The following is a 25,627-nucleotide window of genomic DNA, read 5'->3' as shown; positions in this document are numbered from 1 at the left end:
TGTCAGAGCACAAGCACCGCCCGACCGTACACCCCGTAGGTTGGGTTGAGCGAAGCGATACCCAACATCACCCGATCGATCACATTCACCATACCGACCGGGCGAGGCCTCTTCATCCGGGCCGATACGCATCGAAAACGCTCTTACGTTGGGTTTCCTTCGTCAATACAACCTACACGCGGCTTAATTGAGTCCACCGTCACCCTGTAGAACCTGGGTGCCGACAATCTCCGTTCCCGCACCTTCAACATCGAATACGATAATAGCGCCCTCCGCGTTGCTTCCAAGGAGAACGCCTTCCAGATTGCCGTTGAAGACCTCATCCGTACTTTGCAGGTTGTTCACGGTAAAAGTCGCATCAGGATTCAGGTCGCCGTCGCCATTAACGCTGAACGTGTTCGGGCCACTGAAATTCAGGAATGCCTGGTCGATCGTAGCGTTGAAGAAATCAAGCTGAACACTGGCTGAGACATCGTACGTACCACCATTCTGGTCGACTGCCGCGGGACCATCTCCAGAAGCACTGTCAAAGAAAAAAGTTCCTGTTAGAGCATCCAGTTCCGTCGGCGTGGTGATCCGATCAAGATCGGCATATGCATACGTGAACCCACCATCGGCGCCGCCGGCGATTTCCGGGGCCCCCTGCCAGCGTCCCCAGTCCACTGCGAATAGCGGATCACCGTTCGAGGGATTCGTTATCGTTTTCGTGCCGTTTTCGACCAGATTAAGATCTGATGTATCGACAAATCCGGCGTCGAACTCGGCTCCGACGATCTCACTATCCGAACCGAGGCGGGCTTCCGCTTCGGCGTCCGATCGATAAAGATCAGTACCACGAGCATCGGAACCGACAAAACCACCGCCGAAAAGTACCTCGGCCACGTCACCAGGCCTCGGCTCCCCAAGGTCGGTAGTCTCCGCACTCTCAAAATCCGGATCGAGCAGGTCGGTGTTGGTGCCACCGATGCCGAGGCCATCCTCCTCGCCGGTATCCAGCGGTTTGATACTCACGTCCTCGATGCGGTCATCGTCACCACCGGCGCCGGTCTCGCCTTCGCCTTCGAGAATCCCGTCCGGCGGGGCAACGATCCGCTCTGGGGCGCCGCCTTCGGGGACGAAGAAGTAGTGGCCTTTGCCGAAGGTCCCGGTGCCGCCGGGGGCCTCGACTTCGACGTCGCCATCATCGACGCGGCCGTACAGGCCGACCTGGCCGTCTTCGCCCGCGCATTCGGCATCGCAGTATTCAAGCGCGTAGGCGGTGCCGCGAACGCCGATGGTGGCCACGGTGGTGGTCATGCGGTAGGTGTCTTCTCGGCCGCCGCCGATCGCGCCGGTAATGGTCCGCATGGCGCCTTTCAGAAAACTCATGACGGCACTGCCACCGCCCCCGTCGTCGTCACTGGCGTATTCCTCGACCTCGAAGGTGCTGCTCGGGTCGAGGTCGACCAGCGCACCGTCCTCGAAGCGGATCTGGACCCGGGCGCGTGCCCTCGTGCGGATGCGGTCGCCGGCGTAGATGGGGTCGCGGCGCCCGAGCGCGCGGGCGGACGCATCCTCCTGCTCGGCGGTCACGCTGCCGGTCGCCACCAGCACGCGCCCGACCTGCTCGGCGGCAGCGGCGTGGATGGGCATGAGCAGCAGGCAGGCCACCAGCGTGGCGAGGACGAGGCCGGCCAGCGGCCGATCGGGGTGCGTTCCCTGGCGTGACATGACGTTCGCCTCCTTCGCGTCCGGCCACACGGCGACCGGCCGGTACGCGTCAGTAGAAGTCGTAACGGGCACGGATCTGGAATTCCGTGCGGTCGTACTCATACAGGTTGTTGTTCGACTGATTGCTCGAGTAGCGCAGGTGCGGACCGATGCGCCAGCGCGCGTCGGGCCGCCAGTCGAGCGCGAGGTCGAGTCGGTAGTACTCCTCGTCACGCGCCTCGCTGAAGAACACGCCCGGCTCGTCGTATTCACTCAGGCGGGCCTCGGCGGAACCGCGGAAGGTCCATTCGGGGTTGAGCCACATGCGCAGGCCGGCCTGGACGCCGACGATATCGCGCTCCGCATCGGCCTGGGCCTGGATGCTGTCCTCGTCGTCCGCCTCCTCGGCACCGAAGAAGACCCGTGCGGAAACTGTGGGCCGCAGATCCGACTGCAGCGAGTGCGTAAGACCGCCGCCGATGAGCCAGAGGGTCGAGTCGAGCGCCTCGCGCGTGTCGTACTCGAAGTCGACGACATCGAGCGACAGGTCGGCGGTGGACCGATCCGAGAGACTCAAGCGATAGGTGCCGCTGATGCCGGCCTGGTCGCGGTAGCCATCGCCGTCGAGGTAGAAACGGCCGGCATTGACGGTGCCCCGCAGTTGCCAGTCGCTGCGGCGCAGGAGTGCGCCGAAGCGGCCGTCCACGGTGCCGGTATTGAACTGATCCTCATCGGCGTAGAAACGCCCACGTGCGCCGACCTCGCCGATCAGGTTCACGTCCGGCGCGACGGGATGGCTGACGCGTGCGCGCCCCTCGAGGCGCCCGAACGAATCCGACGTCTCCTGGCTGGCGCTGCCGAGGCCAACCGGGCCGAGAACGGTATCGACGGATTCCTCGGCGGTGGCGCTGTTGACGTTCGAGTCGTAGCCGCCACCGAGTTCGACATAGCCGGACACGGTCGTTTCGTACTGGTCCGCGCGGCGCTGGATCGCGAGCAGATAGCGCTCGATCTGCGCATCGACGTCCGCCGGCGGATTGTGGGCCTGAACGGTGCGGAATTCGCGCCGGGCGCGGCGGTCATCGCCCTGGAGGAAATAGGCGCGGGCGAGCTCCAGGCGGGCGCGGTCAGAACCGGGCTGGGCGATCAGCACCCGCTCCAGCGCGAAGATGCCCTCGTTGAGGGCGCCGGTCTCGACCGCGGCGATGCCGTAGTGGAAATCGAAGCGGGGATCGCCGGCATGCGCACCGACCTGTTCGCTGGCGAGGTCGTAGGCATCGGCGTAGCGGCCTTCCTGCACCAGGGACTCGAGCCGCTCGGGATCGTGCGCCGCGAGGGCACTCAGGGGGATGGCCATCAAGGCCGTGAACGCGAGGATCGAGCCTGCCACCCGGAGACCCCGCTCCGCGGCGCCGGCCCATGACAACGGCAGCCGCAAACGGCTGACGGTTCGCAATGAGCGCTCCATGGCTCTCCCCCGAGATGTTGTTTTTGGTACGGCCGTACGTTGTTCTTACCGGACCGTGTACACGCGGCCCCTCTGCAGGGTCGCGACATATCACGGGAACCGATTGTGCGTCGGAATCCTCACTGGCGCAAATCGGTCAACCCCCTGTCCATGGCAGGGGCAAACTGTCGCGACTCAGGGAAAAGTCCAGACGAGACCCGCCCCCACGTAGTTCACCGGATCCGGATCGATACGGTAGTGGATCCATTCCGTACGCGCGTGGACGTTGGGCGAGATCCGGTATTCGACGCCGCCGCCGACCAGTGCATCGGTCCCCGAGAACTCCTTGCTGAAGCGCTCCCCGGAAGGTGTGCTCGTCGTGACCTTGCCCTCCCAGCGCGCGATGCCGGTGCGTGCGAAGGCCCAGGCCGTCCCCGTGGCGTCGATCGGCGTGCGCGCGATGGCGCTGATATCGAAACCGCGCGGCGTGATCGGGTGCTTGTCGAGTGCGTCGCGGGCAACGACCTCCGCATCGGCGGTACCGGGGTCGATCTCGGAGTCGGTGTCACCCATGTCGAAACCGCCCACCTCGACACCGAGGACGCCGAGCAGCCGGTAGCCGACGAACGCGCGCAGCCCGGCGCCGCCGGAGAGGTCGTTGACGGAGACGCCGGGGTTGCTGCGCTGCAGACGCCGCTCGAAGTCGGACTCGGAACCGGCGATGCCGGCGCCCGCGGTACCGCCCACATAGGCGGTGCCCAGTTCGAACTGCCCCAGCGCGAGCGAGCCGAGCGCGCCCATGATGGTCGGCACTGCGATGCCGGTGTCATCCGGGCCGACGAAGTCGCCGGGCGGTTCCGGCAGGGCCTCCGGGGCCTGTGCACCACCGCTATCGCCGCCACCGACAACGCCGGCCTCACCGGCCTCGAACACGGCGGCCGGACCGGTCCGGCCCAGCACCGTGATCGCGCCCTCATGGGTGTACGTGTACAGGCGATCCGCACTCGACGGCGGGGCACCGGTGACGGTGTCGGGGCGCGGCGAGACCAGATCCCGGAGCGAAGGCGGAAGGGCATCAAGGCGCAGTACCGGGGCGCTGTCGTTGGCCAGGAAGCCGGTCTCACCGGCCGCGAATCCGGCGGTGCGGCCCTCGAGTTCGGCGAAGATTTCGCCATCCCAGGCGCGCACGAACAGCCCGTCGCCCTGGACCGCCGCGGTGCTGGCGTCGGGATCGACGCAGGCGCCCTGGCACAGGAGATCAAAACCGGTGCCGCGAACGCCGATGGTGGCGACCGGCGTGCCCACCTGGTAGCTCTCGGGCTGCTCGCTGCCGATCAGCCCCGTGAGCACGCGCATGCCACCGCGTACCAGGCGCAGCAGGGCGTTGCCCTGTTCGGGTTCCTCGGCCTCGTACTCCCATTCACGCACGACGAACGCCGTTCCCGGCTCGAGCGAGACCTTCGAGCCGTCCGCGAATCGCAGCGCGGCCCAGGCGTCGCCGGCGGTGCGCACGGTATCGCCCTGGAAAACCCGAGCACCCTCGGTCAGCACCCGTGTGCCGCCGTTGCCCGTGCGGGCCTCCACCACGCCCGAGAGTTCGACGACCCGGGCGGCGGCATCGGGCCCGGCATCGCCGGTCGCGGCGTCGCCCGTGTCCGGGCACTGTCCGCGCGGGCACAGGCGGGCATCGAACTCCGTCCCCCGCACGCCGATCGTCGCGACCGGGGTGCGCAGTTGATAGCGTTCCGGCTCGCGCTCGGCGATCCCGCCGGTAATCGCGCGCAGGCCACCGCGCACGAGGTCCATGAACATGCCGGTCAGGCTGGAATCGCCATCCTCGTCGGTGGTGCGCTCGAGGCGGGCCACCCGGAACGTGGAATCGGCGCGCAGGGCGATGCGGGAGCCGTCGGCGAGGCGGAGCACCGCGGCGGCCTCCTCGCCGGTCCGCACCAGATCGCCGACATAGATCGGCCCGTTCTCCTGCAGCGCGCGTGTGGAGCCGCCCGGGCGACCGGCGGTCACCGTACCGCTCACCTCCTCCGCATGCCCCACCTCGCGGGGCGAGGCCTCCGGCGTCGGGCCCGGCCCCTGCGCCTGGGCGCTTGGCGCTCCGCCAGCAAGGCCAAGGGCCAGGGCGCCGGCGAGGAAGGCGACCGGCCCGCGACCGCCGCGGCGCCGCGCCAGTCGCCGACCGATGCCGGCCAGGCCGAGGGCCAGGCCGCCCAGCCAGCCCAGCGCGCCCGTGCCGCTGCTGGTACCCTCCACGGTCTGCGACGGGCGCTCGAACACCCTCCCGCGCACGTCATCCTCGGTGCTGCCGACATAGCTCTCGAACCCCACCACGAGATCGCCGTCGGCATCCATGGCGATCGCGGGTTGGTCCTGCTCGCCGGCGGTGGTCTGGTTCACGAGCAGCGGGCCCGAATCGACACTCCCCCCCGCATCACGCGTGCTGAGCAGGATGCCGCCGCCATCCCCATCGCCGTCGATATCGCCGTCGCCGTCGGCGTCGGCGCTGGGATCGCTCCGCCAGGCGATGGCGGTCTGGTTCGGCTCGAGCAGGGCGATCGCGGGCTGGATCCCGCCCTCGGCAACCACGGTGCGCCCAAGCAGTTCGATGCCCTGGCTGTCGAAGACGCGGTACGCGACCTCGTACAGGCCACTCGCGTAGTCGTCCCACGCGACCGCGAAATCGCCATCGTCGTCCACCGCCACGTCGGGGTTGCCGAGAGGACCAGAGGATCCGGCCGCAACCTGCAGCGTGGCCGCGAGCGGCGAGCCGTTGGCGGCGAATCGGCGGGCCTGGATCTCGTTGGTACCGACGTAACGCCAGCCGATGACGAACTGACCAAACCCGGAACTCGCCACGCTTGGCTGAACGGTGGTCCCCGCCGTATTCGAGGGCGCCTGCTGGCTCGACGTCAGGGCCCCACTGGAGGCGTCGAACAGTCGGTAGGTGATCGAATCAGTGTCGACCGAGTCGTAATAGCCCTGCCAAGTGACGACGATGTCGCCGTCGCCGTCCAGTGCAATATCCGGATTAACCTGATCCCCAGCGGCAACGTCGTCGTTGGCGAACACCGGTGAGCCATTCTCGGTGCCGTCTGCGTTGTAGCGCTGGAAGATTACTTCCTCGGAGTAGCTGGTAGGCCCGGTAAATCCGTAGTAGACATCCCACGCAACCGCAAAATCCCCGTCGTCGTCCATCGCCACCGTGACTCCGCCGCGGGCGCCCGTAGCCGCCGGATCGGCGCGCGGAACGGCGATCTCGGCGCCCGTCGCGGAACCATCCGCCGCGTACCGCTGCGCGAAGATCTCGCCGCCGTCCGCCCAGACCGCGACGAAGCGCCCGTCGTCGGCCATGGCGACATCAGGTGTCTGCTGGTTCGTGTTGGCTGTGTCGGCGGCGAGTTCGAATTCGTCGGTGAGCGGCACGACAGGGAAGGCGGCGACCGGGCCTGAGGCCAGGGCGGCGCCGACGGCGAGGGCGAGCGGGGATTTGCGGAACGGGGGCTGCATGAGAGGGCGTCCCTGCGTGGCTGACCAGTTATGACTGTAATGCGGTCGTGCACGCGATGCCACTACCGGCATGGCCGGGGCTCGCCGTGGCGGTGATGATGCCGGGCGAAAGGGCGTCAGGCCCCCGTTGCTGAGCCGTCTTCGGCCGGCCGCAGGAACCACGCGCTGTTTGGCTCGGTCACCGCATGCCGGGACTCGGCGCGATCCAGTCCGATCAGGTTGGGACGGGTGAGGCCGGGCAGGAAACGCAGGTCGAAGAGCTCCGTCGCCCCTTCCGAGCACTCGAGCAGTCCGGTCCGCACGCCGGTACGCAGATCAACAACGGCGACGCCGCAGCACAGCGGTTCCGAACGCCGTTCGATGGGCATGCCACCGAAGTGACGCTTCTCGCGAATCTTCGACAGGCCCACCAGCGCCGTGTCGCCAACGAAGGCGAGGCCACGCGCGTACCCGGGCAGTTCGGTGACGGTATCGAGGGTACCGGCCTGCGGATCGACCCGGCATAGCCGGCCACGCCCCGAGTCCAGCACGTAGAGGATCCCATCGTGCAGCCGCGGCGAATGGGGCATGGCGAGACCCCGGGCGACCGTCGCGCCCGTGCCGACATCGATCACCACGCCGCCCTCGCTGCGGTCGTCGCGCCAGCCCTGCGCGCGGTCGGTCTCGCCCATCGCCGTGACGTAGCGCGGCTCGCCCGCCTCCAGGGCGAGGCCATTGAGGTGGCAGCGATCCTCGGGCACGAGATCCGTGATGAACGGCGGCGCCCACGCCGGCTCGAAGCTGTAGCCCGAGCTCGGCCGCATCAGGCAGGAGTAGCGGGTGTTGACGACCCAGATACCTTCGCCCGCGCACTGCACCTCATGCGCCTGGACGTCGCCCGTGTGCCAGGTCACCCGCGGCAGGAACAGGGCGTCGTACCAGCTGCCGCGCTGGCGCCCGTATTCCGGGGCGAGCGCCGCGGCATTGGCGAAGACGGTGACATCATGGCGCGTGGCGACGGTCAGGCGCCCGGCGTCGCCGTCGAGTCCCATGGGCTTGTCCAGACGCCGCGGCAGCACCCGTATCTGGCGACCGTCCCAGGAGACGAAGACCAGCATCCCCGCCTGATAGGTCGAGATCGCGAGCGCGCCGCCCGCCGCGGCCAGCCACGCCCGGAATCCCTCATCGGGCGCGACCGCGAGCTGTGCCGTCGTACCGGCCATTACCGCTCAGTCGACCCGCGCATCAACGGTCGGGGTGTGCCCGGCGCGCCCCGCCGCGCGGCGGGGCGCGCTCAAGCGCTGGTCTCCGATACCAGCTGTTGCAGCGCGCGCAGTGCCACGACGGCGGTCGCGTAGTCGATCCGCGGCAGCCGCTGGATCTCGGCCATCATGTTCTGGACGCGGCCGGCATCCATGGCGTGCTCAGCGAACCAGGCGTCGACCGCCGCATCGGGATCTTCCTCCGTGCGCGCATTCAGCACCCGGATGGTCATCTCCCGGTGGCGGTCGTACAGGTCGTCACGCAGCGCGCCCCGCGCGTTGGCGTGCCAGATGCCGTCGACCGGCAGGCTCTCGATCTGGCTGCGCAGCCACTTGAGGCCAAAACGCTCACCCAGCAACGCATAGACGCGGCCCACCTTCTCGACCCGCCGCCCTTCGGTGTTGGCGATGTCGACGATATCGAGGGACGGATACAGCGCGTCGGTAACCGCGATCCGCCGGGCCAGCTTCTGCGGCACGCCCTGTCCGGTCATCTCGGCGGCGATGTCATCCATCGCCCCGCGCCAGGTCTCGACCGCGACGCTCTCAAGATGCTCCACCAGCTGCTGCACACCGGGCCGGTAGGACTCGACCGCTTTCGCGATATCCAGGCTGTGGCCGGGCCGGTTGAGCAGCCAGCGCGTGGCGTGCCGCAGCAGCTCCCAGAGCCGCAGCAGCAGATCGGTCTGGACCCGGCTGTCGACCTTCGTATCCAGTGCCTCGATGCTCGCCCACAGTTCCGGCGCTCCGAACACCTCGCGCGCGATCGTGAATGCGCGCGCGACCTCCGCCGAGGTGGCGCTGGTGTCTTCCTGCATGCGCAGGATGAACGTCGCACCCATGCGGTTGATGACGCTGTTGGTCACCTGGGTGGCAATGATCTCGCGCCACACGCGGTGCTCGTTCATGTAACCGCGGTATTTCTCGCGCAGTGGCGTCGGGAAGTAGTCCACCAGCTCGCGTGCGAGGTAGGGGTCCTCCGGCACATCCGACTCAAGCAGTTCCGGGTAGAGCGTGATCTTCGCGTACGACAGCAGGACCGCGATCTCGGGCCGGGTGAGGCCGAGGCCGCGCGCCTGGCGCTCTTCGATCTGTTCCTGGTTCGGCAGCGCCTCGAGCTGGCGGTCGAGTATCCCGCGTCCCTCGAGCCAGGAGATGAAATGCGCCTTGGTGCCCAGGCGGGTCACGGTGAAGGCGGACATCATCGAGATCGCCTGGGTCTGCAGGTAGTTGTTGCGCAGCACGAGCTGGCCAACCTCGTCGGTCATCTCCGCCAACTGGGTGCTGCGCTTGGACTCGCTCAGTTTGCCGACATCGACCGCGGCATTGAGCAGGATCTTGATGTTGACCTCATGGTCCGAGCAGTCGACCCCGGCCGAGTTGTCGATGAAGTCGGTGTTGATGTAGCCACCGTTGAGCGCGAACTCGACACGCCCCTTCTGTGTGCAACCGAGGTTCGCGCCTTCACCGACGACACGACAGCGCAGCTCGTCACCATTGCAGCGCACGAGGCGGTTGGCGCGATCGCCGACCTCTTCCTCGCGCTCGTCGCTGCCCTTGAGGTAGGTGCCGATACCGCCGAGCCAGAGCAGGTCCACCTGCGCGCGCATGATCGCGGCGACGATCTCGTAGGGGGCGAGCTCACTGGCCTCGATCCCGAGCGCCTCGCGCGCCTCCTTCGGCAGCTTGATGCTCTTGGCGCTGCGCTCCCAGACACCACCGCCCTTCGAGATCTTCGAGGTGTCGTACTCGCCCCAGCCCGCGACCTTTTTGAACAGGCGCTGGCGCTCCTTGTACGCCGATGCGGTGTCGGGGTCCGGATCGATGAAGATATGCAGGTGGTTGAACGCCGCGATGACCCGCGTGTGCTTCGACAGCAGCATGCCGTTGCCGAAAACGTCGCCGGCCATATCGCCGACGCCGACCGCCGTGTGCTCCTCCTTCTGGCAGTCGATCCCGAGCTCGCGGAAATGGCGCTTGACCGACTCCCATCCGCCCTTGGCGGTAATGCCCATGCCCTTGTGGTCATAGCCGTTGGAGCCGCCCGAGGCGAAGGCATCGCCCAGCCAGAAGCCGTATTCCTTCGACAGCTCATTGGCGTAGTCGGAGAACGTCGCGGTGCCCTTGTCGGCGGCGACCACGAGATACGGGTCCGGCTCGTCGTGGCGCACGACGTTTTCGGGATGGACGATCTCGCCCTTGACCAGATTGTCGGTAATGTCGAGCAGCCCGCGGATGAAGATCCGATAGCACGCGATCCCTTCTTTCTGGATGGCATCGCGATTGCCACCCACCGGCAGCTGTTTGGGCACGAAACCGCCCTTGGCGCCCACCGGGACGATCATCGTGTTCTTGACGGTCTGCGCCTTCATCAGGCCCAGGATCTCGGTGCGGAAGTCCTCGCGCCGATCCGACCAGCGCAGTCCACCGCGCGCGACCCGGCCGCCGCGCAGATGTACGCCCTCGACGCGCGGCGAGTACACGAAGATCTCGCGGAATGGGCGCGGCTTCGGCAGATCGGGTACCCGGGCGGAGTCGAGCTTGAACGACATGTAGTCGTGCCATTGCCCCGCCGCATCCGTCTGGAAGGCGTTGGTGCGGATGGTGGCGTCGACGATATCCGCGAACGAGCGCAGGATGCGGTCCTCGTCGAGACTCGATACGTCGTCCAGCAGGTCCTCCAGCACTTCGCGGCACACGCGCTGCTGGTCCTCGCGCGCGTCGGCGACACGGCCTTCGGCGAGGCGCTCGATCGCGCCCTCGACCACCCGGCCGGGCTCGCCGCTGACCAGTGCGTCGAATGTGGTCCGCAGCTTCTTCGCGCCGCGCTCGCGGTCGCGCTTCTTCTCCTGATCCCGCGCTGGCTCCAGACGGGCCTCGAACAGTTCGACCAGCAGCCGTGAGATCAGCGGGTGGCGCGTCAGCGTGTCTTCCATGTATGTCTGCGAGAACGGCACGCCGGTCTGGATCAGGTACTTGCAGTACGCCCGCAGCAGCGCCGCCTGACGCCAGTTCATGTGCGCGGCGAGGATCAGCCGGTTGAAGCCGTCGCTCTCGGCGCGGCCGCGCCAGATCTGTTCGAAGGCCTCGGCGAACGGTTCGCGGACCTGGGATACGTCGAGTTCATCGGTGAACGCGGCCACCAGGTCGAGGTCCTGGATACAGATGTGATCGCCGTTTGGCATCCGGATGTCGTACGGCCCCCACTCGGATACCGCCCTAAGGCCCATGCGTTCGAGCATCGGCATCGCGTCGGAGAGCGGGATCGTGTGGTCGTGCTTGAATACTTTGAACCGGACGATGCCGGTGTCGTCGTCGACCGGGCGATAGAGGCTCAGGCCGATATCGTCGGGGCCGCCGAGACTGTCGATCTTCTCGACATCGAACGCCGCCACCGACGGCAGTACCTCGTCCATGTAGGCCGGGGGCATCGCCTGGCTGAACCGTTTGGCGAGTTCCATGCCCGGACGCTCGCCATGGCGCTCGATCAGGACCTCACGCAGGTCATCCTGCCAGGAGCGAACCGCGGCGACGATCCGCTGCTCGATCTCGCCGACATCGAAGTTCTCGATGCAGGGTCCGTCGGGGCGGACGATGAAATGCACCCGCACCATGCCGGACTCGCCGAACTGCAGCGTATAGTCCTCGCGCGCGCCACCGAGGGCGTCGCGCAGGATCGCCTGGACGGCCATCCGCACGTCCGTGTTGAAGCGTTCGCGCGGTATGAATACGAGGCAGGAGAAGAACTGGGCGACGTGGTCGCGCCGCACGAACAGGCGCGTGCGATTGCGCTCCTCCAGGTCCAGCACGCCGAGCGCGGTATCCAGCAGCTCACCGACCGTGCTCTGGAACAGTTCATCGCGCGGCAGGCTCTCGAGGATGTTCACGAGCGCCTTGCCGTCATGGCTGTCCGACGGGATCCCCGAGCGCTCCATGACGCTGTTGGCCTTGCCGCGGATGAACGGGATATCCCACGCGGAACGATGATAGGTGCCCGATGTGTACAGACCGACGAAACGGCACTCGCCGATGATATTGCCCTTCTCGTCGTAGCGGAGCACACCGATGTAATCCATATGCCCGCGCCGATGCACGGTCGAACGCGCGTCGGTCTTGGTGAATACCAGCGGCACCGGCGTATCCGCGAAATCCTTCAGCCTTTTCTCCAGCGCCGAGACGCTGCGCGTGCGGCCCTTCTTGCGCTGCTCGCGCAGAATCCCGAGCCCACTCTTCGCGTCGAGCTTCAGCACCCGGTCGCCATCGCTCTTGCCGACGCGGTACTCGCGATAACCGAGGAAGGTGAAGTGGTTGTCGATCAGCCATTCGAGGAATTCCCGCACTTCGCGGCTGTCTTCCTCGGGCATCGCGACCGGCGGATTCGCGTACTCTTCGATCAGTGCACGGGCACGCGCCCGCATGGGCTCGAAATCACTGACCGCGGAATCGACATCCTCCAGGGCGGTATTGATCGCGCTGACGAGCCGATTGGAAAGGGCTTCGGTTACCGGGCGCTCGACCCAGAACAGCATCAGTGATTCGGGCAGCGCCTCCTCGGACACATCCGGCGTGTAGTTGCGGCCCAGCAGTTGAGTTACACGCCCGCGCTGATCGCGCCAGGCCACCAGCTGCGGGTGCATCACCAGCTCGACCGAGACCTCGTTCTCCACCAGCGCCATGCGGATGGAATCGACCAGGAACGGGCGGTCGTCGGTGACGACGGCCACGAGGGCGTACGGCAGTTCCCAGCCCTCGCGCTCCGTGGTCGGCTCGAGGATCCGGACCTTGGATTCGCCCGGCGGACGCTCGAGATAGAAATCGTGCGCCCACTGCAGCATCGCGTTGAGGGTCTGCGACGACTGGCGCGAGAACTCTTCGGGGATGCCGCGATGGAACAGCAGCCGGGCCAGCGGCTCGAGCAGATCGACATTCCGGCTGCCGGCGTTTTCGCGGAGGTATTTGATCAGCGCGCCGAACGCGCCAGCGGCTTGCCTGCGATTCGTGGTAGTAATGACACGACTCCCTTTTCTTATGCCTGCAGCGGCCCGCACCGGAAGACCGATCGAATACGCCCGCGAGCGGGCGCCGCCTCCGGATGGCCCTTCGGGTTCCACGATAGCCCCACAATGCGGTCCTCGCCACCCCTCGCGGCGGTGGATTCGATGCGGGCCCGGGGCGCCAGCCCGGACAGGATCGACGCATCATTGCATCCGCGCGGTATGATGCCTGGCCATATCCGCCAGGGGGAGCACGTGGGGGTACACGCGGAATTCGATCACCTTGTCGTCGCCGCCGACACGCTGGAGCGCGGAACCGCCCACGTCGAGCGCTGCCTCGGCGTACGCTGCGTGCCCGGCGGACGGCATCCGAAACTGAGTACGCACAACACCCTGGTCGCACTCGGCGGCGATCGCTACATCGAAGTGATCGCGATCGATCCCCGGGCGGAGACGCCCGCCACACCGCGCTGGTTCGGCCTCGATGACCCCGCGGTCCACGCGGCGCTCCGGGAACGGCCGCGCCTGCTCACCTGGGTGGCCCGCAGCGATGATCTCGACGCCGCGGCGACCGCCTGCGTGCATGACCCCGGCCCGCCACGGCCGATGCAGCGCGGCGAACTGCATTGGCGGATCGCGTTCCCCGACGACGGTGCCCTCATCGAAGACGGACTCGTGCCACCGCTGATCGAGTGGGGCCGTGGCGTGTGCCACCCCGCGCAGCGGCTGCCGGACGCCGGTTTGCGCCTGCGGTCGCTGCACGGCGTGCATCCCGATCCGGCGCGCGTACGGGAACAGCTCGCGCCGCTGTCATTGACCGGTGTGCTGGCACTGGAGGCCGGGTGCGCCGGCGAACCCGCCCGCCTGCAGGCGGAGATCGAGACACCCGAGGGATTGCGCTGGCTGGACTAGGAGCCCTTTAACGCGGGTTCGTCGATCGCCAACATTATCGACAAGCCGACGCAACGCCCTCGAAACAGGATTGTCCGGAGTCATCATGTCCAACCCGATCCTCATCATCGTCGTGATCCTCGGCCTTGCCGCCGCCCTGCTGATCGCATGGATCGTGCGGCTGCAGCGCAAGAGCCGGGCCATCGAGAAAACGCTCGACTACTCGAAGATGAAGGAATGGAAGGACGACGATGACGACTGAGTCGAGCCGTGAAACTGTCGATTAAAGAGGTGCCTGAGCCGGCCTGAAGCGTTTCTTTCTCACGCAGAGGCGCGGAGAGCCGGGAGGAGATCGTTGGGGCTATGGGGCTGGATGTAGACGCATCGACGCGCGCATTCGCCTGACGGCGAAGACGCGCCTACACCCCACGCACACCCCGTAGGCGCGTTTGCGCGAAGCGCACGCGCGCACCCATCGCACAACGTCCGCATCGCGCGCGGTATGAGGTACCGCGTCAGAACTTTTCGCTCCACGGCCGCAGGTCGAGTTCCTGCGTCCAGGCGCTGCGGGGCTGGCGGTGGAGATGCCAGTAGCTCTCCGCGATGGCGTCGGGATCGAGGACCCCATCCGCCCCGCTTTCCTTCTGCGAGTGTCCCGGCTGCTCGGACTCGATCATGCCGTCGATGATCGTGTGGGCGACATGGATCCCCTGCGGGCCGAACTCGCGCGCCATGCTCTGCGACAGTGCCCGCAGACCGGATTTACCGACGGCGAGGTTGTGGAAACCGGCACCGCCACGCAGACTCGCCGTGGCGCCCGTGAAGATGATGGTCCCCAGCGATCCGTCCGCGCGCGGTCCCGCCTCGTGCATCGCACGCACGGCCGCACGGCCAACCAGAAAACCGCCCATGCAGCCGACGCGCCAGCAATGCTCGAAATCGCTGGCGGTGGTCTCCAGCAGGCCCTCGCGCACGAACGCACCGGCGTTGAAGACGACCAGGCGCGGCGCGCCCAGATCCTCCAGCGCCTCCCGGAACGCCTCTTCTACGAACGATTCCGAGGCGACGTCGCACGCATAGGCCTGGGCATCGGGCGCCCCTTTCGTGCGCAGATCGGGTAACAACTCCTCCACCCGCGTGGCATCGCGCGCGGCGACGCCGACCGCCATGCCGCCGCGCGCGCAACGCCTCGCGACCGCGGCCCCGAGCCCGGGACCAACACCGAAAATCAGCGCGGTTTCCATGCCTGTCTCCCCCTTGTGCCGCGAGCAACCGCTTGTATCCCAGTGTAATCCATCACGGCAGCAGGAGGGCGATAACAGCGATGGTCCTTTTCCCCGTGCGCCGCGGCGGGTAAGGTCCCGTCTCCCGGCGCGCATCAGTGCGCGCCGGCCGGACACGCGCGTAGCGGCGGAGGAGACGGCCGTGACCTTCGAGGCGGGACTGACGGTAGCCGTGGTAGCAGGCGTGCTGGGCGTACTATTCGCCACGCGTCTGGCCGCGGATATGGTTTTCCTCGCCGGTCTCGCGATCCTGATGGTCTTCGGCGTGCTCTCGCCCACCGAGGCCTTCGACGGCCTCGGCAATCCGGGCCTCGTCACCGTCGGCGTGCTCTATGTCGTGGTCGCCGGCCTGGAGGATACCGGCGGCATCCGCTGGATCGTGCAGCGCCTGCTTGGCCGCCCACGCTCGCTCGGCCACGCGCAGCTCAAGCTCATGTGGCCGGTGGCGGCGATGAGCGCGTTCCTCAATAACACGCCGGTGGTCGCCATGCTGATCCCGGCGGTGCGCGAGTGGGGACGCAAACACGACCTCGCCGCCTCCAAGCTGATGATCCCGCTGTCCTACGCCGCGATCATGGGCGGCACCTGTACGCTGATCGGCACCAGCACCAACCTTGTCGTCCACGGGCTGCTCACGGAGCAGGTCCCCGGCGCCAGCCTGCAGATGTTCGACCTGGCATGGGTTGGCCTGCCGCTCACACTGGCGGGCATCGCGTTCATCTACGGCACGTCGCGATGGCTGCTGCCGGAACGGCGGCCCGCGATCGCGCAGTTCAGCAAACCGCGCGAGTACAGTGTCGAGATGCTGGTCGACCGCGAAGGTCCCCTCGTCGGCCAGAACATCGAAGAGGCCGGACTGCGGCATCTGTCCGGCATGTATCTGATCGAGATCGACCGCAACGAGACCGTGCTGCCGGCGGTGTCGCCGCGCGAGGTGCTGCAGGGCGGCGACCGTCTGGTGTTCGTCGGCATGCCGGATTCCGTCGTCGAGCTGCAGAAGATCCGCGGTCTTACGCCGGCCACCAGCCAGGTCTTCAAGCTCGAGGGTCCGCGCTCCCAGCGCATGCTGTTCGAGGCCGTGGTCTCCGATCACTGCCGGCTGATCGGCCAGTCGATCCGTCAGGGCCGCTTCCGCGCCCGCTACAACGCCGTGGTCATCGCCGTCGCGCGCGGCGGCCGGCGGCTGCGGCAGAAGGTCGGTGATATCGTGCTGCGCCCAGGCGACACGCTGCTGCTGGAGGCACGCCCTTCGTTCATTGAACAGCAGCGCAATTCGCGCGAGTTCCTGCTCGTCAGCCGGCTGGAGGATTCCAGCCCGCCGAAATACGAACGCGCACCGGTCGCGCTCGGACTGCTGGTGCTGATGGTCGCGAGCGTGACGGTCGGCCTGCTGTCGATGCTCGAAGCGGCCATGCTCGCCGCCGCCGGCATGCTGGTCACCCGCTGCACGGGGGTCGAACGTGCCCGCCAGAGCATCGACTGGTCCGTCCTGCTGGTGATCGCCGCGGCCTTCGGCATCGGGACCGCACTCGAGTCCACGGGCGTGGCGGCGGCGACCGCGCATTGGCTGGTCGATCTCGCCGGCGGCGTACCCTGGATCAACCTCGCGGCGGTTTATGTGGGCACGGCACTGTTTACGGCGTTGATCACCAACAACGCTGCGGCGGTGCTGATGTTCCCCATCGCGCTGGCGGTGGCGGGCGATCTCGATGTCAGCCCGATGCCGTTCGTGATCGCCGTCATGCTCGCGGCCTCGGCGAGTTTCGCGACGCCGATCGGCTACCAGACCAATCTCATGGTGCTCGGTCCCGGGGGCTACCGGTTCATCGATTTCCTGCGCGTCGGGTTGCCGCTCAACGTGGTGACCGGCCTGGTCGCAATCCTGCTGATCCCGCTCGTGTGGAATTTCTGAGGGGCGGATCGTTTTCCGCTTCGGGCTATCCTCGGCGGATGTGGCCCATTCGGTCTCGACGTTTCTCACGCAGAGCGCGCGAAGGGACGCAAAGGCGCAAAGACGAGCCAGTAGTGCAGCCGCGTGGCCGGGGGTGCCGAAGCGGAGTCCAGGCAAGTGCCTTGTACAGAACCGCAACCTTGACTCGATGCAAACGCCCTCATCGCGAGCAAGCTCGCGATGATCAGCCCCCTTGTACAGACCCGTAACCCCGACCGCCGACTGGTTCCCTTCGGTCGCAAGCCGGCCTACGCGCTGATACGTGGATCGCGTTCCGCGGCCGGCAACGGATCGACCCCGCGAAGGAAACCGTCCAGCGATGCCAGGGCCCGCCCGGCATGCGCCGCCTGGCGCTCGCGTTTCTTCCGTTTTTTGCGGCGTCCCTCCGGCGGCGGCAGGGCCGGGAGTAATCCCATGTTGGATTTCATCGGCTGGAAATGGGCCGGATCCGCGTTCGCAATGTAGTGGCACAGAGCGCCGAGCATGGTGTCCTGCGGCAGCGTGACCGGTGCCTCGCCATTCATGGTCCGCGCCGCGTTCCAGCCGGCGAGAAGGCCGGAAGCGACGTTGCCGGCGTAGCCCTCGATACCGGTGAGCTGCCCGGCGCAGAACAGGTCCTCGCGGCCCCGGAAACGCAGGGTCGGGTCCAGCAGCCTGGGCGCCGAGAGGAAGGTATTGCGGTGCATCTGACCGAGGCGCTCCCACTGGGCATCGGCCAGCCCCGGGATCAGTGCGAAGACGCGTTTCTGCTCCTCGAACTTCAGATTGGTCTGGAAGCCGACCAGGTTGTAGAGCGTGCCGGCAAGATCGTCCTGGCGCAGCTGGACGCAGGCGTACGGGCGGCGGCCGGTGCGCGGATCGGTCAGGCCGACCGGCCGGAGCGGACCGTACGCGAGCGCTTCGCGGCCGCGTGAGGCGATCACCTCGATCGGCAGGCAGCCCTCGAAGAAGCGGTGCAGCCCCGCCTTCACGCCCGCGTCGATGGCGGCCTCGAAGCTCTTTAACGGGATGCGCTCGGCCGCCAGCAGGGCATCGACGAAGGCCTCGTACTCGTCGCGATCCAGCGGGCAGTTGATGTAGTCGCCACCGGCCTGGTCGCCGCGGTCCCAGCGCGACTGGCGGAAAGCGACATCCATATCGACGGAATCGCCCTCGACGATCGGCGAAATGGCATCGAAGAAAAACAGATGCTCCTCGCCGGACAGGGCCGCCAGCGCGTCCGAGAGAGCCGGCGAGGTCAGGGGCCCGGAGGCGATGATCGTCGGGCCATCGGGCAGTTCGGTGACCTCCTCGCGCACGATCTCGATGCCCGGGTGGGCCTCCAGGCGTGCGGTAACGCGTTCCGCGAACGCCTCGCGGTCGACGGCCAGGGCACTGCCGGCAGGGACCGCCGTGGCATCGGCACAGTCGAGCAGGAACGATCCCATGCGCCGCAGCTCGGCCTTGAGCAGACCGGAAGGGCGATCGGTTACGTCGGAACCGAGCGAGTTGGAGCACACGAGCTCGGCCAGGCGGTCGGTTACGTGCGCCTCCGTTGCCCGCTGCGGGCGCATTTCGTACAGGCGCACGTGCACGCCGCGCTCCGCCGCCTGCCAGGCCGCTTCGCAGCCGGCAAGGCCTCCACCGATAATCGAAAGCATCAAGTCGGACCGGGTGTCGCTGTCGGATGTTCCATTTTAGCAGCGCCGGCGGGTGGCCCGGCAGGCGCCGCTCAAGGAATCGCGGGGGAAGTTTGGTCTTACGGGCTCACTGCCGTAGTCCGCAGTTGCCGTGCTCCGCGTCCCTGGCGCCCTTCGCGCCCTGGCGAGAACCCCGAACCACCGGTCCGCAACACGACCATCGGACTCTTCGCCGTCCCTCAAGGCAAACGCCCAAAAAAAAGCGGGGCCACACGATATGCGACCCCGCCGGCAAATGACGCGGATCCCCGATACACTGGCACTGGCGCGGGGCTCACGCGTCTTCCTGCGTCGGCGCCCACACCGCCGACACCCCCTGTCCAAGCAAAGAGCTTGCCAGGTGGTGAAAACGGCGACACAAAGCGCGCAGGGCGGGAGCTTCGCGTCAAACACGACCCCGGCGGTGACCTTTTGGGTCGCCGTCGGGGTCGTTACCGGGTTGATTGTGTCGAGCTTTCGACAGAAGGTGACGACCGGCCGGCCGTCACCGTCGGCCTATCAACGGCCTTTGCGGAAGATCTCGGGGTTCTCTTCCCCCTCGGCATGGAGAAAACCGGCGAGCCCCTTCTCCGCGCGCGACAGGGCATGGTCGACCAGGATATACCGGCCCGGCACATCGAGACCGAACTCGACCATCGTCGCACCGCCGGGGGCGACCGTGGTCGTCTGGACGTCGCGCAGCGGTTCATTGGTGATGGCGCCCTGGTCGTAGACCCGATCAAAAATCTCGCCGATCACGTGGAACGAACTGGTGGCATTCGGGCCGCCGACGCCAAAGAAGATGCGGACATCCTCGCCCACTTCGGCCTTGAGCGGGTGTTCGGCCGTCAACGCGCCGACGGCCCCGTTGAAAGTGAAGTACTCCGCCCGTTCGTCCAGCAGTTTGTCGACGCTGAAGCCGAGATCCCCGCGCGTGCCGTGGTCCTCCACCGTGTACAGCTCGCCCTGCATGACATAGAACTCGCGATCGACGTCCTCCAGACCGCCCTCCGGTTCGATCACGGCCAGGCCGTACATGCCGTTGGTGATGTGATGCGCGACCATCGGTGTGGCGCAGTGGTAGACGTAGATACCCGGCTGCAGCGCCTTGAAGCTGAAGCTGGCCTCGCCGCCCGGCGGCACCTGGGTCAGTTCCGCACCGCCGCCCGGGCCGGTGACGGCGTGGAAATCGACCGAATGGGTCATGGTCGAGTCGGCCGGGTTCTTCAGCGTGACGTGGACGGTATCGCCCACGCGCGCACGCAGCATGGGTCCCGGAACGGTCTCGTTGAAAGTCCAGTACCGGTAGCTCGTGCCATCGGCGAGGCGGGCCTTCTTCTCGACCGTCTCGATGGTGAAATCGAGTTCGCGCGGCGCGCGGTCGCCGACCGGCGCCGGCAGATCGGCCGGATCCCGCACGATGCTCGGCAGGGTCTCGGCCTCGGCCGTGCGCGCGCCGACCTGGATCATGCCTTCCATGCCGGCCGCCTGGTGGCCGGGCACGGAGCACAGATACAGGTATTCACCGGCCTCGCCGGCCCGGAAAACGATCACCGAACTCGATCCCTGACCGGAGATCTGATCCGAACGCGCATCGAACTCCGGCACGACGATGTCGTGCAGCGCGCCGTCGCCATTGACCAGCGTGATCTGAACCACGTCGCCAGGCTCCACCTGGAGCGTGGGGTTGACCACCCCGTCGATGCCGCCACCGACGCCGGTGAAGATCATCTTTCCCTGACCGATCCCGGTCTCGAGTTTGAATGTGACATCGGGCTGGTAGTCGCTGGCCTGGGCCGGGACCACCGCCGCGAGGGCGAGAAGCGCAGCGCCGATCCATGCGAAGCGGCGCCGCCGAACTGCAGTAGCGGAAGACATGAGCACTTTTCCCTGGTATTCCGGGACGCCCCCTGGCGCCCCTCTACGCAGGACTCTATGCGGCCGCGCCCGCGCTTCCCTTGACCCGCGTCAAGCGCCGGTCCGCCGACGCGTCAGACGGCTACAGCCGCCGCGCGCAGCCGCTCAGCTGGCGCCCATCCAGGGTCAGGGTGGCGGTCAACGGGTGCGACTCACCGCTCATCGAATCGGTGCAGTCGGTCTCCGTCAGGCGCAGCCGCAGACGCTGACCGTCCGCCTCGCCCGTGTAGACCGTCGCACCGGAGCCGGTCCGCTCGCGCTCCGGCTCACGCGCCAGCAGCATCGCCTCCGCGCCGGCCCGGACGACCCGCAGCCACTCGCCCTGCACGACCTCGGCCGACCAGCCCGGCTCCTGGCCGAGTGCACGCACATCGACGCCCAGCAGGGCGGCCGCCTGCCACGGATCGGCCGCGTCCTGAGCCCGGCAACCGCTGCGGATACTGGCATCGATCTCGATCGTGGCCTCGCGGCCCCGCGGCTGGAACAGGGCCGCGCCATCGGTATAGCGGGGCTCGGAGGCCGAGCGTTCCCGCGCGAGGGTGAGCCGCCGGGTCCCCAGGTCTAGGCGGGCCGCTTCGTCATCGGTACGGGCGCTGAAGCGGAAGCCGTCCGGACAGGTATACACGCGGGCGAACGGTCCGTCGCGGCCCGCGACCGCCGATGTATCGCCCCCGGTCGTGGTGACGGTTGTGGTCGGGGTCACGGCGGCGCAGCCGGCCAGCAATCCCGGGAGCAGCACGGCGAGGGCCAGTGTTCGGGGAGACCACGAGCATGTCATATCGATTCGCCTCGGTTCGATCGCAGCGGGGAACGGGGATCGGCGCCAGTGCCGGGCGTGCCGCGACGCGGAATGGTACCAAGGTCGACCGCATCTTGCCGGTGGGGTCTGGGTGGCAACGCCAACCGCAAACCGGCGGCAGCAGGTATAATCCCGGCACTTTCCGTCCGCGGCGTCCACCCAACTGCCTCCAGGTACCCGATGTTCCGTTTCCTCCAGCCCTGGCTGCCGTCGCGCGAACGGGCCAACGCATGGCTTGAGCGCCACCCCTGGATTACCGGCGCGCTGGAACGCACCGGGTGCCTGCACGTTCACCGCCGGACCGTGGCTCGCGGCGTCGCCGTGGGCGTATTCGTCGGCCTCACACCGACGGTGGGCATGCAGACGCTGCTGATGCTGATCGGCTGCGTCGCCATCCGCGGCAATTTCCCGGCCGCATTCGTCGTCTCATGGGTCAGCAACCCGATCACGCTCGGGCCACTGTATTTCGCGTTCAATGAGCTCGGGGAGGCCGTCTTCGGCGGGGTGATCGGGCCGGAGATCGAGATCAGCGACCGGACCGACGCGGCCGCGGTCGGCCTGATCTATCTCATCCTCGGCAGTCTGTTGATCGCCGGCCCGCTGGCGGTCGCGGCCTACGTGGTATTCATCTGGAGCTGGCGCCTGCTCGTGGTCCGTCGCCGCCGGCATGCGCTACGCCACCGCAGGGAACGGGACCAGGGTGTCGATGGTCATAACTGATCCGGTGTCCTGGTGGGCCATGCGGCAAGATGGGCGTCGTCGGACCGGCACGCGAAATGCAGTACGCCTGTAGCGGGCGCACGTGCCGAATCGGTCCGCGACGCGGATTAGCCCCCAGACGCGCCGCGGGACATAATGCCCGTATTGTCATGCGAAGGCCGTACCGCGGGCGCCTGCCCCCGCGACCACTCCCAGCCGACAGGTTCCGCGGATGATTCGACCCATACGGTCCGGACACAGCCCGACCGACTCGTCGCCGTCCCGAATGCACGATCCGGTCCTCGACCGGATGGCATGCGTGCATGCTGACGGGACGCTGAGCGATACAAGCCCGCGCTGGCCCATGGCCGAGGCCGGTATGCACCTGGCCGAGCTGATCGCCGAAGCGGACCGCGCCGCGGTCGAGTCCGCGCTGCGCGCCGCGATCACCGGCGGTGACGCCGAGGCGCGCGCCCACCTGCGCGATCACCCCGTGGAACTCATCTGGCGCTTCAGCCGGATCGATGCAACCCGCGCCAGCCTCTCCGTGATCCCGCCGCCGCCGCCACCGGCGACGGCAGCCGCCGTCGCCGACGCCGTCGACGCCGGCATCGCGCTCAGCGACCGCGATGGCCGCCTGCGTTACGTCAACGAGGCCTACGCCCGGATCTACGGACGCCCGCGGGGCACCCTGCTCGGGCGCATTTTCGCGGACGTACTTCAACCCGAGGACCGCGAGCGTGCGCTCGCGCACCACCGCGATGTCCTCGCGAGCGGACCGGGCCCGGCCCCGGAGCCGATCGAATACGAAATCCAGCGCAGTGACGGCGTGTGGCGCATCGTCGACACACGCGAGACGCTGCTGGAGCTGCCCGATGGGCCGCATCGGCTGGCGACCGTCGTCGATGTCACCGGGCAGCGGGCGAATGAACGCCACCTGGCCGACACGGAGGCCCGGCTGCGCGATCTGATGGACACGATCCCCGGCGCGATCTACCAGTTCCGGCATACCGCGGACGGGGCGTACGTGATCGATCACCTGAGCGAGGGCTTGCGCGAGATCACCGGTTTCGATGGCGACGTGGACATGCGTGACTTCGACGCCTGGCGGCACTGGACGCCGCCCGAGGCACTCGGGCCATTCCTGGAAAGCATCGAAGCGTCGCGCCACCGGCTGACGCCGTGGAGCCACGAGTGGCCGATCGATGTCCCGGCGGGTCGGGTCTGGCTCTATGGCGCATCGCGACCGCACCGGAGGCCGGATGGCGAGACTGTCTGGAACGGCCTGCTGTTCGACATCACTTCCCGCAAGATCGCCGAGCAGCGCCTCGGACAGGCGGAGACCGACTACCGCCACGTATTCGAACACACGCGCGAGGGGATCTATCGCTCAACCCCCGAGGGGCGGCTGCTCGACGTCAATTGGCCACTCGTGCGCATGCACCGGTGCGAGAGCAAGCAGGAACTGATCGACCGCGTGCAGGATATCGCCACGGATTGGTACGTGGACCCGGAAGCGCGCGCGCGCATCCGTCGGGTACTGGGGCAACAGGATCACGTCGAGGATTTCCAGGCGCAGGCGTATCGGGTCGGCACCGGCGAGCGCTTCTGGACCAGTGAAAACGGCCGCGCGGTCCGCGATGCCGACGGCACGGTGCTCTACTACCAGGGCACGGTGCGCGACATCACGGATCAGCGTCGGGCGGCACGGTTCGCCACGCGTCGCGGCGAAATCCTCGAAATGGTCGCGCGCGGCGAGCCGCTCACGCGCATCGTCTACGAGATCGTCGGTACGCTGGAGGAATACCAGCCGCGCCTGACCGCCGCCGTCTGCCAGCTCCACGACGGCGTCATGGATGTGGAGGCGGCGCCGGCGCTGTCGAATGAGTGCATCGCCGCCATCCACGATGTCGCACCGAGCGAGATCGGCGGCGCGATCGCGGCGGCGATGCGCGGACCCGACGCGCGCCTCGACAGCGAACAGGGAACGATGCCGGGCGCCAGCGAACGGCTGCACGAGGCCATGGCGACGGCCGGGTACGCCGACATCATGGCTTTCCCGGTGCTGGATCAGGAGGGCGCCGTTCTCGGCGTCCTGATCGTGTTCGTGGCCACGCGCGAGGATATCGACGACAGCGTCCGTAATCTGCTCCACGAGATGTCCCAGATCACCTCGATCGCGTTCGAGCAGCATCAGCTGATGCGGAAACTGGTGGAGCAGGCCCAGTATGACCCGCTCACACAGTTGCCGAATCGGAGCCTGCTCGGTGACCGTCTGCGCCAGACGATGCTGGATGCGGGGCGCAAGGGGCACTTCGTCGCCGTCATCCTGCTCGACCTCGACGAGTTCAAGCTGGTCAACGATACGCTGGGCCACAATGCCGGCGACCAGTTGCTGACCGAGGTCGCCGCGCGCCTGCAGGACTGCCTCCGTGCGGCCGATACGGTCGCGCGATTCGGCGGCGACGAGTTCGTCGCCGTGGTGCCGATCACGCACGCCGAGGACGCGACCGAGGTCGCCGAGCGCATCCTCAACCAGCTGCAGCCCCGTTTCCGCATCAGCGACCGCGAGATCGCGGCCCGACCCAGCATCGGCATCAGCCTGTTTCCGCAGGACGGCCTGACCGCCGATAACCTGATCCAGGCGGCCGACACCGCCATGTACACGGCGAAACATGCCGGCAAGAACCAGTATCGCTACTTCGCGGAGTCGATGAACGATCAGGTCGCAGAGCGCCTGCAGATCGAGGCGCAGTTGCGCGATGCCCTGGAACACGGACAGTTGATCCTGCACTACCAGCCACGGGTGCAACTGCCCGACGGCGATTACTACGGCGCCGAGGCCCTGCTGCGCTGGGAGCACCCCGAGCGCGGTCTGCTGCAGCCGGGCGAATTCCTGCCGATCGCCGAACAGAGCGCGCTGATCGGCGACATCGACCGCTACGTACTGGCGCATGGCATCCGCCAGGTGGCGCAGTGGCAGGCGGCCGGTCATGACATCGTAGTGTCGATGAACCTCTCCGCGCGGCTGCTTAACGGCGAGGGGTTCGGCGCGGACGTGGCTCGGCTGATCCACGAGGCCGGGGCCCGCCCGACGGGCATCGAACTGGAGATCACCGAGAGCATGGTCATGCAGGACTTCGCGCATGCCACGCGCCAGCTGCGCGATCTCCGCGAACGCTGCCCCGGGCTGCGCGTCGCCCTGGACGATTTCGGCGCCGGTTACTCATCGCTGCAGTACCTGCGCGAACTCCCCATCGACACGCTTAAGATCGACCGCTCGTTCGTCGCCGACCTGGACACCTGCGACGTGGCCGATACCGGCCGGGCGATCGCCAAGACCATCGTCGAACTCGGCCAGAACCTCGGTATGCACGTGATCGCCGAGGGGGTGGAGACACCCACCCAGGTCGAGGTGCTGCTGTCCATCGACTGCCATGAGGCGCAGGGCTTCTGGTTCGCACGGCCCATGCCCGCGGACGCGTTCGCGGCCGCGCTCGACAGGGATCCGGCCCCCGATCCGGTGGAGTAAATTTTCC

The 25,627-nt window shown here is 67.5% G+C and carries 14 protein-coding genes; 5 read left to right on the top strand and 9 right to left on the bottom strand.

What is annotated here, in order from left to right:
* Positions 1-183 precede the first annotated feature (183 nt).
* The 5 genes from A0W70_RS03845 to A0W70_RS03825 all read right to left on the bottom strand — a co-directional run bounded on the left by A0W70_RS03845 (position 184) and on the right by A0W70_RS03825 (position 13,007).
* Positions 184-1,572 carry a FecR family protein gene (locus A0W70_RS03845; RefSeq protein WP_175443062.1) on the bottom strand — a complete coding sequence of 463 codons (1,389 nt, stop codon included), beginning with the start codon at positions 1,570-1,572 and terminating at the stop codon, positions 184-186.
* Between the two features lie 187 nt (positions 1,573-1,759).
* Positions 1,760-3,145, bottom strand: a complete 1,386-nt coding sequence (locus tag A0W70_RS03840; protein WP_139150701.1) for a porin family protein — start codon at positions 3,143-3,145, stop codon at positions 1,760-1,762.
* Between the two features lie 186 nt (positions 3,146-3,331).
* Positions 3,332-6,655 carry a FecR domain-containing protein gene (locus A0W70_RS03835; protein ID WP_067560714.1) on the bottom strand — a complete coding sequence of 1,108 codons (3,324 nt, stop codon included), beginning with the start codon at positions 6,653-6,655 and terminating at the stop codon, positions 3,332-3,334.
* Between the two features lie 116 nt (positions 6,656-6,771).
* The gene (locus tag A0W70_RS03830) at positions 6,772-7,857 is read right to left on the bottom strand and encodes a TIGR03032 family protein (RefSeq protein ID WP_067560712.1); all 1,086 of its coding nucleotides are present in this window, start codon (positions 7,855-7,857) and stop codon (positions 6,772-6,774) included.
* Between the two features lie 71 nt (positions 7,858-7,928).
* Positions 7,929-13,007 (bottom strand): NAD-glutamate dehydrogenase, encoded by a 5,079-nt coding sequence (locus A0W70_RS03825; RefSeq protein WP_217495382.1) that lies wholly within the window; start codon positions 13,005-13,007, stop codon positions 7,929-7,931.
* Positions 13,008-13,145: 138 nt separating this feature from the next.
* Between A0W70_RS03825 and A0W70_RS03820 the strand changes: the two genes are divergently transcribed.
* Together A0W70_RS03820 and A0W70_RS16950 are read left to right on the top strand one after the other, a co-directional pair.
* Positions 13,146-13,802 carry a VOC family protein gene (locus A0W70_RS03820; protein WP_217495381.1) on the top strand — a complete coding sequence of 219 codons (657 nt, stop codon included), beginning with the start codon at positions 13,146-13,148 and terminating at the stop codon, positions 13,800-13,802.
* Between the two features lie 85 nt (positions 13,803-13,887).
* Entirely contained in the window at positions 13,888-14,043 is a 156-nt protein-coding gene (locus A0W70_RS16950) for a hypothetical protein (protein ID WP_175443061.1), read from the top strand.
* Positions 14,044-14,296: 253 nt separating this feature from the next.
* Here A0W70_RS16950 and A0W70_RS03815 read toward each other — a convergent pair whose 3' ends face one another.
* A complete protein-coding gene (locus A0W70_RS03815; RefSeq protein WP_067560710.1) occupies positions 14,297-15,025 on the bottom strand; it encodes an SDR family NAD(P)-dependent oxidoreductase in 729 nt (242 codons plus the stop codon).
* 181 nt (positions 15,026-15,206) lie between these two features.
* On the opposite strand from A0W70_RS03815, the gene A0W70_RS03810 reads away from it, so the two are divergent.
* Positions 15,207-16,976 carry an SLC13 family permease gene (locus A0W70_RS03810; protein ID WP_067560708.1) on the top strand — a complete coding sequence of 590 codons (1,770 nt, stop codon included), beginning with the start codon at positions 15,207-15,209 and terminating at the stop codon, positions 16,974-16,976.
* A 287-nt stretch (positions 16,977-17,263) separates the two neighbouring features.
* Here the strand turns inward: A0W70_RS03810 and trmFO are convergent, their stop codons facing one another.
* From trmFO to A0W70_RS03795, 3 genes are all read right to left on the bottom strand, one after another.
* Positions 17,264-18,655, bottom strand: a complete 1,392-nt coding sequence (gene trmFO / locus A0W70_RS03805) for a methylenetetrahydrofolate--tRNA-(uracil(54)-C(5))-methyltransferase (FADH(2)-oxidizing) TrmFO (protein ID WP_067560706.1) — start codon at positions 18,653-18,655, stop codon at positions 17,264-17,266.
* Positions 18,656-19,192: 537 nt separating this feature from the next.
* A complete protein-coding gene (gene nirK / locus A0W70_RS03800; protein WP_067560704.1) occupies positions 19,193-20,551 on the bottom strand; it encodes a copper-containing nitrite reductase in 1,359 nt (452 codons plus the stop codon).
* A gap of 121 nt (positions 20,552-20,672) precedes the next feature.
* Positions 20,673-21,368: an MliC family protein gene (locus A0W70_RS03795; protein WP_083330756.1), complete on the bottom strand. Its 696-nt coding sequence runs from the start codon at positions 21,366-21,368 to the stop codon at positions 20,673-20,675.
* A gap of 201 nt (positions 21,369-21,569) precedes the next feature.
* Here A0W70_RS03795 and A0W70_RS03790 point away from each other — a divergent pair, with 201 nt between their 5' ends.
* Both A0W70_RS03790 and A0W70_RS03785 read left to right on the top strand, forming a co-directional pair.
* Complete coding sequence (locus A0W70_RS03790) at positions 21,570-22,109, top strand: DUF2062 domain-containing protein (protein WP_067560700.1); 540 nt, start codon at positions 21,570-21,572, stop codon at positions 22,107-22,109.
* A 298-nt stretch (positions 22,110-22,407) separates the two neighbouring features.
* Entirely contained in the window at positions 22,408-25,620 is a 3,213-nt protein-coding gene (locus A0W70_RS03785) for a sensor domain-containing protein (RefSeq protein WP_175443060.1), read from the top strand.
* Positions 25,621-25,627: the final 7 nt, after the last annotated feature.

The sequence above is a fragment of the Halofilum ochraceum genome (assembly GCF_001614315.2).
Classification (GTDB): domain Bacteria; phylum Pseudomonadota; class Gammaproteobacteria; order XJ16; family Halofilaceae; genus Halofilum; species Halofilum ochraceum.
Note: the sequence above shows the minus strand (reverse complement) of the source record. Positions and strands in the feature narration are given on the sequence as shown.